The organism is Paenibacillus lutimineralis, assembly GCF_003991425.1.
GTDB lineage: Bacteria > Bacillota > Bacilli > Paenibacillales > Paenibacillaceae > Fontibacillus > Fontibacillus lutimineralis.
The window spans coordinates 919291-932494 of sequence record NZ_CP034346.1 but is presented as its reverse complement, the minus strand read 5'-3'; the positions used below and the strand labels follow the sequence as shown (position 1 = coordinate 932494).

Annotated in this window: 11 protein-coding genes and 1 riboswitch; all 11 genes read right to left on the bottom strand. The window is 47.6% G+C overall.

Annotated features, from left to right (window positions below; genetic code table 11):
• Window positions 1-49 precede the first annotated feature (49 nt).
• Entirely contained in the window at window positions 50-1642 is a 1593-nt protein-coding gene (locus EI981_RS03945) for an FAD-dependent oxidoreductase (RefSeq protein WP_126995648.1), read from the bottom strand.
• Entirely contained in the window at window positions 1635-1766 is a 132-nt protein-coding gene (locus EI981_RS29950; protein ID WP_257792028.1) for a hypothetical protein, read from the bottom strand. The genes EI981_RS03945 and EI981_RS29950 overlap by 8 nt, the downstream gene beginning before the upstream one ends.
• The gene (locus EI981_RS03940) at window positions 1753-3282 is read right to left on the bottom strand and encodes a DUF4127 family protein (RefSeq protein ID WP_126995646.1); all 1530 of its coding nucleotides are present in this window, start codon (window positions 3280-3282) and stop codon (window positions 1753-1755) included. The genes EI981_RS29950 and EI981_RS03940 overlap by 14 nt, the downstream gene beginning before the upstream one ends.
• Window positions 3283-3297: 15 nt before the next feature.
• Window positions 3298-4128 carry a carbohydrate ABC transporter permease gene (locus EI981_RS03935; RefSeq protein WP_227011680.1) on the bottom strand — a complete coding sequence of 277 codons (831 nt, stop codon included), beginning with the start codon at window positions 4126-4128 and terminating at the stop codon, window positions 3298-3300.
• A 12-nt stretch (window positions 4129-4140) separates the two neighbouring features.
• Entirely contained in the window at window positions 4141-5040 is a 900-nt protein-coding gene (locus EI981_RS03930; RefSeq protein WP_126995642.1) for a carbohydrate ABC transporter permease, read from the bottom strand.
• A 77-nt stretch (window positions 5041-5117) separates the two neighbouring features.
• Entirely contained in the window at window positions 5118-6377 is a 1260-nt protein-coding gene (locus tag EI981_RS03925) for an ABC transporter substrate-binding protein (protein WP_227011679.1), read from the bottom strand.
• A 413-nt stretch (window positions 6378-6790) separates the two neighbouring features.
• Window positions 6791-7651, bottom strand: coding sequence for a MurR/RpiR family transcriptional regulator (locus EI981_RS03920; protein ID WP_227011678.1), 861 nt, complete (start codon window positions 7649-7651; stop codon window positions 6791-6793).
• Window positions 7652-7852: 201 nt separating this feature from the next.
• Window positions 7853-9025 (bottom strand): GNAT family N-acetyltransferase, encoded by a 1173-nt coding sequence (locus EI981_RS03915; protein WP_126995638.1) that lies wholly within the window; start codon window positions 9023-9025, stop codon window positions 7853-7855.
• Window positions 9026-9115: 90 nt separating this feature from the next.
• Window positions 9116-10747 (bottom strand): formate--tetrahydrofolate ligase, encoded by a 1632-nt coding sequence (locus EI981_RS03910; protein WP_126995636.1) that lies wholly within the window; start codon window positions 10745-10747, stop codon window positions 9116-9118.
• Window positions 10748-11291: 544 nt separating this feature from the next.
• Entirely contained in the window at window positions 11292-11780 is a 489-nt protein-coding gene (locus EI981_RS03905; RefSeq protein WP_126995634.1) for a zinc ribbon domain-containing protein, read from the bottom strand.
• Between the two features lie 199 nt (window positions 11781-11979).
• A complete protein-coding gene (locus EI981_RS03900) occupies window positions 11980-12942 on the bottom strand; it encodes an EamA family transporter (RefSeq protein ID WP_127004318.1) in 963 nt (320 codons plus the stop codon).
• Between the two features lie 78 nt (window positions 12943-13020).
• A riboswitch (purine riboswitch) is annotated at window positions 13021-13137 on the bottom strand.
• Window positions 13138-13204 lie beyond the last annotated feature (67 nt).

Here is a 13204-nt window from a genome sequence, read left to right as displayed (position 1 = left end):
CCATTAACAAAAGAGTGGCTGGCTGCTGATTTATTCTGCTCTATCGATGTTAAAGAACCAGATCATCTGGCCAGTGGATTTGTACCCCTTGCCTTTGAATCAGTGCTTGATACGCCCGAAGATGCTCCGTATTAGCGCGCACTTCACGCGGTGTCACTTGGTTCTGTAGCGCATAGGCTGCTAAATAACCGACCGACTCCCCGATATTCCATTCTGTCGGGTGAAGGCGGTAGCATCCGTTCGTAATTTGAGTGGTGCCGATATTTTTGCAAGCGGGAAGTAAATTTTTGACCCGGATCGGCAGCAGCGCCCCGAGCGGAATCTCGTACGGATAATTCGGTATATAGAACGTCCGGTTCGTGACAGTCGTCAGATGAACATCCAGATGATAGCTGCCTACGCCGACGCTATCGTCATAACGGCAAATCCCTTGTTCCCCGCGGACTTCCTTACTGACATCCTGCTCTTTGATGGCATACATTGCTTTGATCCGGCGCGACTCGCGGATATACGGATATTTCGCCAGTCCGTCCTCCGTACCCAGAACATCCGTGCGCAGCCGGATGCCCGGATAACCTTTCCCACCGTCCGGGCGAGGCGTCTCCGTCTGGAGCCAGTAGACCAGCGAGAGACTTAACTGTCTGGCGTTCGCCAGATGCTCCTGCCGTTCTGCTTCAGAAACGTCAATAATAGAACCCAAAAAATAATCATTCTGTGGCCAATTGATCAAGGTGATGTCACTTTCATATAGCCCAGTCTCGATTAAAGACGGGTCGATGATACGACGATACGTCCACAGTGACAGAAGCTCCCGCCCGGAAGCGTCTGTGCCGCCTGGAAATAGCGTAAACTCCTTCATTTTCTCCGCGTCATCCGTATCATTCGCAAACCAGCTTAACAGTGGAATATTCGTATGCTTCGGCACGAACTGGCGCCAGAAATCATATTGCTCTGGCTTCTCAATTGTGAAATTGCCGCCCTCTACATAATCGAGTGCAAACACGTGGGTAATCGACTGCATATCGAGCGGATTCGCCTCTTCCAGTGCATGCGGCTCCCCAGTCTCATGCCTAGACTCGGCACCTGTTACATATTCAACTCCCGCTAATGGCAATACATCCCCGCATTCCGTAGCATCGATGAAGTATGCTCCCCTTAGCACGACTTCTTCACCTGAGTTTATATTCGTGACGGTTACACTCTCTATCTGATCCTCGTTCACGGAGGCGGCAGTCGGTTGGAAATGATACATTACCGTGATACGACCGCTGTTCACATACGGGGCCAGCATATCCTCGATGACGCGCAGCGCCACCTTAGGCTCATGGCATAAGCGACTCACCCAACCGTTGCCGGGATTAAGAAGCTCATTATTCTTTGCTTCTTCCGTCATCGGATAGTTCTCTTGATAATAAGCACGCACCCGGTCTCGGAACTCGCGGTACGTCTCTGTGCAGCCAAATTCCTCAATCCATTGATGTTCATCCGGCGGAACCGCCTGACTTGTCAGCTGACCGCCGAGCCAATCCGTCTCCTCTGTCATGATCACACGCACGCCCATTTTGGCTGCAGCCAAAGCAGCCATGCATCCGCCCAACCCGCCGCCAAGGACGACGACGTCTGTCATTCGCTCGTTACCCATCTCTCGCTGGCTCCTTCTCCGGCGCGTCCAGCACAACTTGAGCTGTTCTTGCGCCTCTTCTGTTATTTGCAAATGTGTAGATCCTCGCAGCATTAGCGAAGTTCGAACCCTTACTTTGTATCACGGACATGCGTCTTCAATCCGACCTCGAACATCCGGCTCCAAGGCATATAGCAATCGTCGATCACGATCTCATAATTATTCTCTGGGTCATTCAAATGATTCTCGATGAACTGAGTCAATTCAGCTCTGACCCGTTCAGCAATTTGTCCCCGTTGACCGTCGATAGAGAAATAATTGTATCCCATACCAGGCAACACCTGGTCACTTACATCCCTGCGCACGGAGGCACAATAGCCTCCATCCTCCACATATCGTAGTGACAGGAAATCGCGATGCTGCTGCGTATTGCCATATACGGCATAGATCAAGCCTTGCGCAATACAGGTCCCGAGCGTGTTGCCACTAGTATTCCAGCCTGCATAACCGGCCAGCTCGAACAACAGCTTCTTATCGCGAAGCAGCTGCAGCAGTTCAAGATCTGCTCCGTTGGCAAAGGCAACATCGGCGATAACACAAGGCTTACCGAGACGATGAACAATATCATCGGCCATCTCGATCAGTTCAACAAGATTCCGGTATACCTGATACCCCAAATAAGGCCGTCCTTGATCATTCGACTCCATCATACTCTCGCCCGGTGTATTGATGCACAGGGCCATATCGGCTTCTGCTAGAGAAGGTGACATTAGCCCTCCGGCCGCCATAATCTGATATTTGACCGATTCATATAGTACGCGGTCTTCATATAAAGGTATCACTAATGGCCCTTGCACACTGGCAAAATGAACATGCACCCGCGGCTTACGACGCTCAAAATGATTGATCATTCGGGCAAGAAGCGTACATCCCACTTCGTCGGCCCCGGGATACATATAGATGGATAGCTGCTGCTGACACTTCTTGACATACTCGCGAACGTGCTGCTGGTCCACCGCGGTCAGACCATAAGGAGCTGAGTCATCCTGTGGGATGATCATGAAGTCGACGGCCCCGTCCTGCACCAAATCAATCGCCCGTTTATTCGCTACCAAATTGACAGCCCGGCGCCCCGTGTAATCCTGCCATATAGATTCAGGCAAAGTCATCTCAATCTGCTGCAACTCACTCTGCTCTTCTTCTGTCGCAATGCCCAGCTCCAACCGATGGCGGATGTATCCGCGCCGAAAAATCTCCCTGCCCCAATTCTCGTAATAATCCGGTTCTTCATCACTGCTGGAATAGCGCGGGCAACGCATAATGAGCTGATAAGCAAATACGTGCAAATCCGGGTTGATCCGCTTCAATTGACGGAGCCTCTCCAATTGCTCCCCGCATTGTTCCTCCGTCAGCCCATGCAGACGCGAGGGGATAATTCCTCCGTATAGCAATGTGTCCAGGGCCACAATCGCTCCGTCTGCATCTTGCGCCTGCTCGAATAGCCAGGCCCATAGCTGTTCGATGTCTCCGGGGCGCTTCTTAAGCCCCATAATACTCAAATCCGGGCGGACGACATGATAATCCGTTCCCGCGGCAAGAAACGCCGGAAAGTCGTAATTGCACGGACGTTCGTCCAGCGGAATATATATAATTTTTTTCATGTGAGTAGCGTCCTCCTATCCCTTAACTGCTCCGGATACACCTTCCATATAATATTTCTGGGTGCACAGGAACACGATGATAATCGGTATAACCGAAATGACGGTCCCAGCGGCGATCCAACCGAAATTATAGGCAAATTGTCCATTTAAAAAGCTGAGTGCGGACGCGATCGGATATTGCTTCGTATCATTCAGCACAATCATCGGCCAGAGGAAGCTATTCCACATCCCCTGAAACTCCAATAGCCCGATAACGGCAATCGCCGGCTTCACAATCGGTAGGGATAATTGCAGCCAAATTCGAAATTCGCTAGCCCCGTCCACTTTACCGGAATCGCGCAGCTCATGAGGCATGCCCATAAACGCCTGTCTCATTAGGAATATATTGAACACGGTAACCGCCGAAGGAAGCACGACTGCAAGGAACCCACCCATCAGACCTAGTGCCTTCACCGTTAAGTAGTTGACGACCATCCCGGCTGCAGCTGGGATAATCATCGTCATCACCAGTAAGGCAAAGATAAGATCCCGTCCTTTGAACCGAAATACGGCGAGTGGATAGGCCGTTAGACAGGAGAAGAAGATGTTCATAACGACACCCATCAGAGCAATAATGACGGTATTCATTAAATATCTTGGAAAGTCCATGTAATTCCACACTTGGACGTAATTATCGAAGTCGATAAATGTCGGGAAGATCGCCGGCGGAGAGCTGAACACATTCTTGCCGGGCATGAGCGACACACTGAGTATCCATAGAAATGGTCCCATCATAAAAATGGCAAGCAGAATCAAAGCTCCATACAACAATAATGATTTCGTAAAACGAAGTGGTTTTCTTCTCATATCATGCATCCATTAATATGGATTGACACCACCCTTCCGGTTGAATCTGAAGATGACGATACTAAGCACGGCAATCATGACGCTGACAATTAAACCAAGTGCCGAAGAGTAGCCAAAATTAAATTGCTGGAAACCCTGCTTATAAATATACAAGCTCGATGTTAAAGTTGCATCCCCCGGTCCACCCATCGTCAGGATGAACACTTCATCGAACACACGGATTGCCGCCATTAGTGAAATAAGCGTGCAGAAAAATACATACGGCTTCAGCAGCGGAATTGTAATTTTACGAATTGTCTGCATTCGGTTCGCGCCATCGATCATCGCAGCCTCTACCAGATCCTTTGGAATGGATTGCAATCCTGCCAAATAAATCATCATATAGTAGCCAAGGCCCTTCCACATCGTAATGAACATCAGTGTCCACAGTGCTGTATCTTTGTTGGACAACCAGGTAATTCGCTCTTTCATTAAACCTACACTGGACAGCACATAGTTTATGACCCCATTCTGGTTGAGCAGCCAGCCCCAAATAAGCGCTACTGCAACCATGGAAGTGACTACAGGAATGTAATAAGCAGTACGGAAGATTTTAATTCCTTTGACATTGCTGTTGACTAGAATCGCCATAAGAATAGAGAAGATCTGAATAAATGGTACAACAATTACATATAGAAGCGAGTTGACCAGTGACGTAATGTAGCTCCTATCCTGTAATGCTTTGACGAAATTATCAAAACCGACAAATTCGGTCTTGCCTATAACGGAGTAATTCGTCAGCGCCAGCGGTACGCTGTAAATAATCGGCCAAAAGACAAAAAGGGCCAGTAGGATCAAACCCGGTGCCATGAAGAACCAAGCAACTGACGCTTCTGACTTGCCGAATCTGGTAAAGAAGGGTGTCCTTTTCATGATAGTATCCTCCACCGCCTTTATAAATTCTATATCTAGAAGAATCGGGCAGGACGAGCCTGCCCAACTTGATGTATTTAGTTGCCCAAGATTTTGTTCACTTCATTCTCAGCTTGAGTCAATGTCTTCTTCGCATCAGCACCGTTCAAATAAATTTCCTGCAATGCTTTAGTAACTTTCTCATTAACGTCTTTAGCACTCTCAACGCCGATGTAGAAATCCTCGGCTTTATCGAGGCTGACTGCAGATACAGTCTTGGCCATCCCTTCCAGAGTTCCATCATTCTCCGAGAAGAACGGATCCTTGGCACTCTCTACTGTGGAAGGCAATGTATTTGCGATCTTCGAGAATTCAAGCTGATTGGCTGCATTGGAGACGAATACAGCGAAGTCTACCGCTTCTTTCTTATGTTTTGTTGCCGAAGGCACAACGATGTTCATCGTGTTGGAATAGCGGATGCCCGCTTTGCCAACCGGACTTGGAACGGCAAGCATTTTGTTGTAAACGTCCGGCGCCGCTGTCTTGATCTTGTTAATGAACGGAGAGCTGGACAAGGACATAGCCACTTGCTCACTTGCGAAGTATTGTACTTGTTTATCGTAATTGATGATGTCTTTTGGAATGACGCCGTCTTTCAACAACTGTAGGTTCTCGTTGATATACTCTTCTACTTCCGGTGTATTGAAAGCTGCCTTCTTATAATCGTCAGACAGGAATGGCAAGTTCTCTTCTAACAGAGTGCGCGCCTCCATCGTGAAAATGTAACCGTAGGCTCCAGTTTTCTCTTTGATTTGACGTCCCCATTCGTTCAACTCCTGCTTCGTCTTCGGTGGATTGTCTGGATTAAGTCCTGCTTTCTCCACCAGATCTTTATTCATGAATAAGACTGGCAGACCCGTATACCAAGGGAGCGCGAATGCTTTGCCGTTCATCTCCGTTGAGGAGTAGATTCCTGGGAAATAAGCCGCTTTCTGTTCTGCCGTCAGCTCTTGGTTAAAGTCAACCAATGCGTCCTTCGTTCCCATCTGATTGGCAAGTTCCGTATTAAGGTTTACTACATCCGGTGCATCGCCACCCGAGATATTCGTCATTAGTTTGTTTAGTACGGCATCGTAAGGGTAGTCCTTCCAATCAATCTTGACATTCGGATTCTGGGATTCAAATTCAGCAATCAATTTGTCGAAGTAATCATTGAAGGTCGGCTGCAGTGAGATCGTCCAGAACTCTACAGTGACTTGTTCCCCTGCCTTTGCACCATCGCTGTTGCCGTTCGGAGCCGCCTCCTTATTACCAGACGAACCCGAACCACACGCCGCCAATAGACCCACCATCAACATTGACGTCAATAATAATGAAATCAATCTTCTTCCTTTGAAACTCATGTCCTAACACCCTCTCATCTTTATAATCTATCTTTCTATAGTCAAGAGAAGAGATGACTTTGAACCCATCAATCCGAGTTTCGTAAAGCGCTTACATAACAAACTTGAATAGTTATGCCACTTTCGTAAATGTTCGGTTAATTTTTCCGGATGGATCAGTCACAATGGAGACATTCTCCTCTCTCACAGGTTCATTGTAACATGGTTTGGAGAAATTCTCCACTATTTATTAAATAATAAAAGATTATTTCTTTTAGGTAATTGTATGCTTTCCCTTTTATAAAAATGGGAGTCACAACAAAAAAAAGAGCCTAAAAAGGCTCTCTCTGTAAAAGTAATCTCTTTTGCGATATTACGTAGGATTGGCTCTAATAAAGTTTCTCGGAAATTGCTCGGGCTGTTATTTCTCTGGTTTTTAGCGCCTCGTCCTTCATTTGCAGCGAAACGGCCACATTCAGAATATCGATGACGGCCAGCTGTGAGATTTTGGCGGAGAGGGAGCTGCCTTGCAGTGGATTCTCCCTGGCGATCATCAGCAAGCTGATATCCGCAACCTTCGTAATTGGAGAACGGGCATTGCTTGTGATGGCGATGACAGTTGCGCCCGTCTTTTTAGCCAAGGTCAAATTTTCAATCGTATCCTTCGTGCTTCCGGAGATCGAAATACCGACTGCCACGTCATCCTTGGTCATTAAGGCTGCTTCCATAGCTTGAAAATGAGTATCCACTTTGGCGCTGCTTAGTTTGCCAATTCTCGAGAAGCTATGTGCCGCTTGCATCGCTGTTAATCCAGACGAACCGACGCCAAAGAAATAAATACAGCGAGCCCGGAGCAACGCATTGATCGCTTTACCTAACTGATCGGAAACCGCTAGTTCTCTTGTCTGCTCCAAGGTGCGGATATGATTGGCTATTATTTTCTCATTCAACGCAGTCGAATCATCATCCTCTGTTATTTCTTGATGCAAATTATCGATCGGCTTCACCAGATCCTGCGCCAATGACAACTTGAAATCTTGAAATCCTTGAAACTTTAACTTCCGGCATAAACGCAGCACCGTTGTTTCTCCAACATCGGCTTTTTCCGCCAACTCGGTCACGGAATGATAAATAATATCGGAGGCGTTATCCAGAATATATTGCGCCACTTTTTGCTCGGCCTTGGTAAGCCCGTTCAGATTACTGTGTATATTTAGGAGTGTCTTCCCCATCCCTTGTATGGTTGACAAGTGCCCTATCCCCTTTCAATCGGCCAATTATTGAACTTTATCTTCTTTTTTACCCATTCGGAAGATTGATTTCTTCTATTTTATCGAGATCGCGTTGAATAGGCAAGGACAAGACTGATGTGTCACACTAGACGGAATCTCCCCAGTTCAGACAAAACAGCCATCCCTTTCTTAAGTAGAAAAGAATGGCTGTCTACGAAATTAAAATGAGTCCATCAGATAAGTCGTTCCGTGTGGAATGATGCGCTCCAGCGCGGCAACGCCTGTCTCCTTCCCGGCCAATCGGCCGTAACGGTACATTTCTTGCGGACGTCTATATCCTATGAGCATCGTCGTCAAGGTCTGGATATCACAAGTGAGCTCGGCTTCAGCCGAAGCTTCGCCAATCTTGCTTAGTTGCCCTCTTCCCTCAGGCGATACGTGAAGCTGCCAAACCCCATGGTTCCACGGCGCTGTCGTATCTTCAATCTGCAGCTTAAGTGTAGTCTCTGCCTCCGATGCCTGGAATGGATAATCATTAATAAACGGAGCGGCATCGACAATCCGGGCCATGAAATAAGGAATAATCTCCTGATTGAAGCGCGGGTTATCGAGCAGGTATGGCAAGAAATCATCCATGGGGACGAATTGGATCACCGCTTGATTCACCATGGAATCGTGGTTAGCGAAGTATGTCCACAATGCTTCACGGGCCATCTCGTTATGGTAGACAAATTCCTCGATTGTCAGCTCACGGTTCGCAACATTGTAAAGAGCGTATCCTTGTGGAGTGCCATTCTCCGAGAAATAGACAACATCATGTCCATCCTCATCCAGTACCGACCTCTCCCACCAATCGCGATCACGCAGGAGCGTACCATTATATCTCTGCGCAAAAGGCCTGTATATTTGGTCCAACAGCGCGACGTCCCTCAGATCTCTTCTGACTCTGCCCTCAAAGTTCTTGCGCGCCGGAAATTGATTCACCGGAAGGGTATATTTCCGATGCTCGGTCATTAGCTCCCAACCGAACTTACGATAATAAGCGAAGGAGAAGGGATTCAGACAAGAGATCATCTGGCCCTGATCTTTCATAACGTTTAACGCCTGGGTAAGCAAACCGCGCACCAAGCCACTGCGACGATTCTCCGGCCAGGAAGATACTCCGGCGAGGCCGCCCATATCAAAGGGCTTGCCATGAATATAGATTTGCAACGGCAGAAGCACAAGCTTCGCGAGCAACTGCCCATTCTCAAAAGCTCCCCAAGTCTGCTCCGGCTTGAAACGGGTTCTCCGTTCAGTCCGTTCAACAGGAGACAACTTGTACTGAAACGCATATTCTCCCAAATCCATGCTAATATCGAATTCTTCTGCAACCAATTGTCTGATTTCCATAGGATTCCCCCATTTCGTGTCCCGATTATTATCGTCGGACACCCTATAGGTATAAGAGTACCTTGGAAATCCAGATTGTTCCACCTTTATTTATACTAATCCATTCACTTTTCCCGACTCATCCAGATAGATTCGCTCTGCTGCCGGAACCTTCGGCAATCCAGGCATCGTGACGATGTTCCCGGTATGGACGACAACGAAGCCCGCTCCAGCCGACAGCGTAATATCTTTGACCTGTACGGTAAAGCCTTCCGGCGCACCGAGCAATGCAGGCTGATCGGAGAAAGAATAAGGCGTTTTCGCCATACATACCGGCATATTACTATATCCGAGATGCTCGATCTGCTCCAGCTTCTTAAAAGCGGATGGAGTCAGGTGTGCCCCGGCACCACGGTAAATTTGACGGATGATCGTCTCTATTTTATCCATTAGGCTGCTGTCATTCGTGTATAGAGGGGCGAAGCTGCTCGTCTCATTCTGCAAAATATCCCGTAGTGTCTCGGCTATCCGCTGGCCACCAGCGCCACCTTCCGCCCACACATCAGATACCTCAGCTCTCACCCCAAGACGGCGGCAGTGATCAACGACAAACGCTACTTCCTCGTCATGATCATGTGCAAAGTGGTTAATAGCGACCATAACAGGCACCCTGAATTTGCGGATATTCTCAATATGCCGCTCCATATTGGCGAGTCCAGCCTGAAGCGCAGCTACGTTCAGGTCATCTAATTCATTCTTGGATACTCCACCGTTATATTTCAGTGCCTTAATCGTCACCACAAGCACTGCTGCGGCTGGGTCAAGTCTGGACTGGCGACATTTGATATCAAAAAACTTCTCTGCCCCTAGATCAGCACCGAATCCTGCTTCGGTCACCACAATATCTGCTAGCTTCAGTGCCGTCTTGGTACCGATCACGCTGCTGCAACCGTGGGCAATGTTGGCGAATGGGCCGCCATGAACGAAGACAGGAGTTCCTTCTGCGGTCTGCACCATATTCGGCTTGATGGCATCCTTCAGCAGTACGGTCATAGAATCGACAGCACCGATCTGCTCCGCCGTGACCGCCTCTCCCGCCATATTATAGGCAGCAATAATCCGCCCGAGCCGCTGTCTGAGATCCGATAGATCCTCGCTTAAGCAGAGAACGGCCATAATTTCTGAGGCTGTCGTGATCATAAAGCCAGATTCATGCACGCTTCCATTACCGTCGCCAATGCCACACACAATTCGCCGCAGGCTGCGGTCATTCATATCCATCGCATGCTTCCATACAATTTTCTGCGTATCGATCTGCAGCTTATTTCCGTGATAGATATGATTCTCGATCATTGCAGACAGCAGGTTATGCGCTGCAGTGATGGCATGAATATCCCCGGTAAAATGCAAATTAATATCTTCAGCCGGCAAAATTTCCGCCTTGCCACTACCAGTCGCCCCACCCTTCATACCGAAGCAAGGGCCGAGGGATGGCTCTCTAAGCGCAGCGATCGTAGGAATGCCGATAGCATTTAACGCTTGGGAAAGACCGATCGTCGTCAGCGTCTTCCCTTCCCCGGCAGGCGTAGGGTTCATCGCTGTCACGAGCACTAGCTTACCGTCTGGACGGTCCCGTAGATCCTCTCGTATTTGCAGGTCAATCTTGCATTTATATTTTCCGTACAGTTCAAGATATTTCTCATCGATTCCAAAAGATTTGGCTACGTTTATAATAGGCTTCATTCCTTGCGACAACCTCCATGAGCTTAAAATTGCGGATTCTTAAATTCTACACCGTTATATTGTACATGAACTGAAATATTTAGTATGTGCAAAAAAGAACAATCAAGCAAAAACAGGCCGATAACCATATGGCCATCAACCTGCTTCAATAGTTATCCATCTATTCTTAATAAGTGCATGTTTAAAAAGTCCGACTTTCAGCACCGAGAAGGTTGGATGAAGCTAGGGCCCGAGGAGCGAAGCGTACGTAGTGGGTACGTGAGCACCTGAGATGTTTCCGTAGGAAACATGACTTCGTAAGCATCCGCTAAGGCCCGGCTGAATTCAAGATTCGATGTCGAATAAGCTCTCCGTGTTACTTCGTGTTAGATATAGAATTTATTCGTTAACAACGGAGTTGATGAAATTCTATATCGCAAGAAAACCTACCTTTGAATCGCGGTCGCTCATCTTGAATGACTTCGATCGGTTTTCTTATCAAAGGGGGACTTTTTAAACAACCTCTATAAGGGATCAGGATCTCCCTCGCTGCGACCTGATCATTCTAAGGGGCTAACCGATTTCCGCACTTCTCGCAAAAAAGATCCGTCTCATTCACAACAGTATGGCAGGTGCCGCAATGCTTCTGAATGACAAGCACCTCACTAGCGGCCTCTTCTTCGACAGGAACTAACTTGGTAATCTCCTCGAATTGGTGTCCACAGGAGGGGCAGAATTTCGTATCCATAGGCACCACTCTGCCACAGACACATTCCTTCTCATCCTTAATCTCTCTAATCTTATATTCCAATTGCTCGACTTCTTCCTCAAGTCCATGGATCAAATTGCTCTGCTCCTGTACGAGGGACTCAAGCGTATCCAGCTGTTTTTTGGTATAAGCTTCGTAGACCTCTTTACCGATCAATAAATAGCTCTTTTCAATTTCTTTCCGCTTGCTGGAGATTTGCGAATTGATCTTGGCAATCTCCACAGAATCCTTGGCCAAGTCTGCCGCTTTGGCTGCGCCATCCTTCAATTTATCAAAGATCCCCACTTCAATCCCCTACTTTCGAGTTAATGTCAGTTCATTATTCTATTCCTAATAATACCTAAAAATAACGAGGGAGTTTGTCGATTTTTGATTTTTGCTGTGCTCTCTTTTGATCATAATAGAAAATGTCAAAAAAGCAAAGCCGCCTCCAGTCTGTATTTCGCAGACCGAAGACGGCTTATAAATGATAGAAATCTGTGGATTATGTCAACCGTCTCTCGCCCGTGGCTCTCATTCTTAGCTTAGTGAGCTGAGGGAAGATGACGCCGAGCAGAACAACAATAACGCCTATCCATTGCAGCATCGTCACCTGCTCATGGAGAACCAGAGAAGAGAGCAATACCGCGACTGGAAGCTCAACTGCTCCTAGAATCCCGGCCATATCCTCGCCGATATGAGGTACGCCAATCGCGAACAATACGGGAGGTATGAATGCTCCGAAGAAACCGAGCAGGAACCCGAACACCAACAACTGGCTCCACAGCAGACCATTAAACAAGAAATGCGGTGGGAATAGTATAAAGACTAGCACGAGTCCACCCGTAATCATCCAGGCACTGCGATAAACTGGTTTAATCGATGTCATCGCCTTACCGCTAAAGAGAACAAACATGGAGTAGCTCACGGCCGCGAGTAATCCGAATGTGATCCCGATTGCAGAGAACCGGCCTCCTGCCTGCCCCGTTAGCCCAGCGGCCAGCAGTGTTCCACCAAACAGTAATACAAGTGTGAACAGCGTAACCCTATTAGGACGTTGGCGCTTGATGATCGCTTGAATCAACACGGTAATCCATGTGAATTGGAATAATAATATAATTGCCAATGATGCCGGGATATATTGCAATGAATGATAATATACTAGGCCCGTTATGGCGGTAGGTGTTCCGACTAACATAAGCAGCAATCTCTGCTTCCAGGTCAGCTTCGACGAGGCATCTGCTGTTGCATTCACGGAGCCTCCTGGCTTACCCTGTTCTTCCCGCAGCTTGCGTCTCTCTTTAAGCTTGGTATATAGAGCCAGCATCCATGCTAGAATGCAGCCTGTCAGCAGTTGGGTGCCTACCACTTCACCAAGCTGGTAGCCATGTCCGTAGGCAAGTACAACTATGGTCGACAATATGCCATAACTGCTAGCACCGATAAATACGGATAATAAGTACTTCATTTTCATTTCCTATTGCTCCCCCTTGATAGCATTTGAATCCAGAAAACGCAAAAAATCCTAACTACGATATAAGAATCAGTAATGAATTCTCTATATCGTAGTTAGGAAGTTACGGCTTCCTGTAGAAACCCTCGCCCGTTCTAACCGTCAATCGGCTATCTGCGAGGTTATACGAAAGTAATATAAAGTTCGTTCATGGTCCGGACCATGTTAACAACCTCAGACCATAATACATGACAAGAGGGAGACTGTCAATGCATAT

What these genes read in the sequence shown, in the direction of transcription:
- EI981_RS03940 (WP_126995646.1), bottom strand. Translation starts at nt 3,282, where the DNA reads ATGAAAAAAATTATATATATTCCGCTGGACGAACGTCCGTGCAATTAC.
- EI981_RS03900 (WP_127004318.1), bottom strand. Translation starts at nt 12,942, where the DNA reads ATGAAGTACTTATTATCCGTATTTATCGGTGCTAGCAGTTATGGCATA.
- EI981_RS03925 (WP_227011679.1), bottom strand. Translation starts at nt 6,377, where the DNA reads ATGTTGATGGTGGGTCTATTGGCGGCGTGTGGTTCGGGTTCGTCTGGT.
- EI981_RS03935 (WP_227011680.1), bottom strand. Translation starts at nt 4,128, where the DNA reads ATGAGAAGAAAACCACTTCGTTTTACGAAATCATTATTGTTGTATGGA.
- EI981_RS03930 (WP_126995642.1), bottom strand. Translation starts at nt 5,040, where the DNA reads ATGAAAAGGACACCCTTCTTTACCAGATTCGGCAAGTCAGAAGCGTCA.
- EI981_RS03910 (WP_126995636.1), bottom strand. Translation starts at nt 10,747, where the DNA reads ATGAAGCCTATTATAAACGTAGCCAAATCTTTTGGAATCGATGAGAAA.
- EI981_RS03945 (WP_126995648.1), bottom strand. Translation starts at nt 1,642, where the DNA reads ATGGGTAACGAGCGAATGACAGACGTCGTCGTCCTTGGCGGCGGGTTG.
- EI981_RS03915 (WP_126995638.1), bottom strand. Translation starts at nt 9,025, where the DNA reads ATGGAAATCAGACAATTGGTTGCAGAAGAATTCGATATTAGCATGGAT.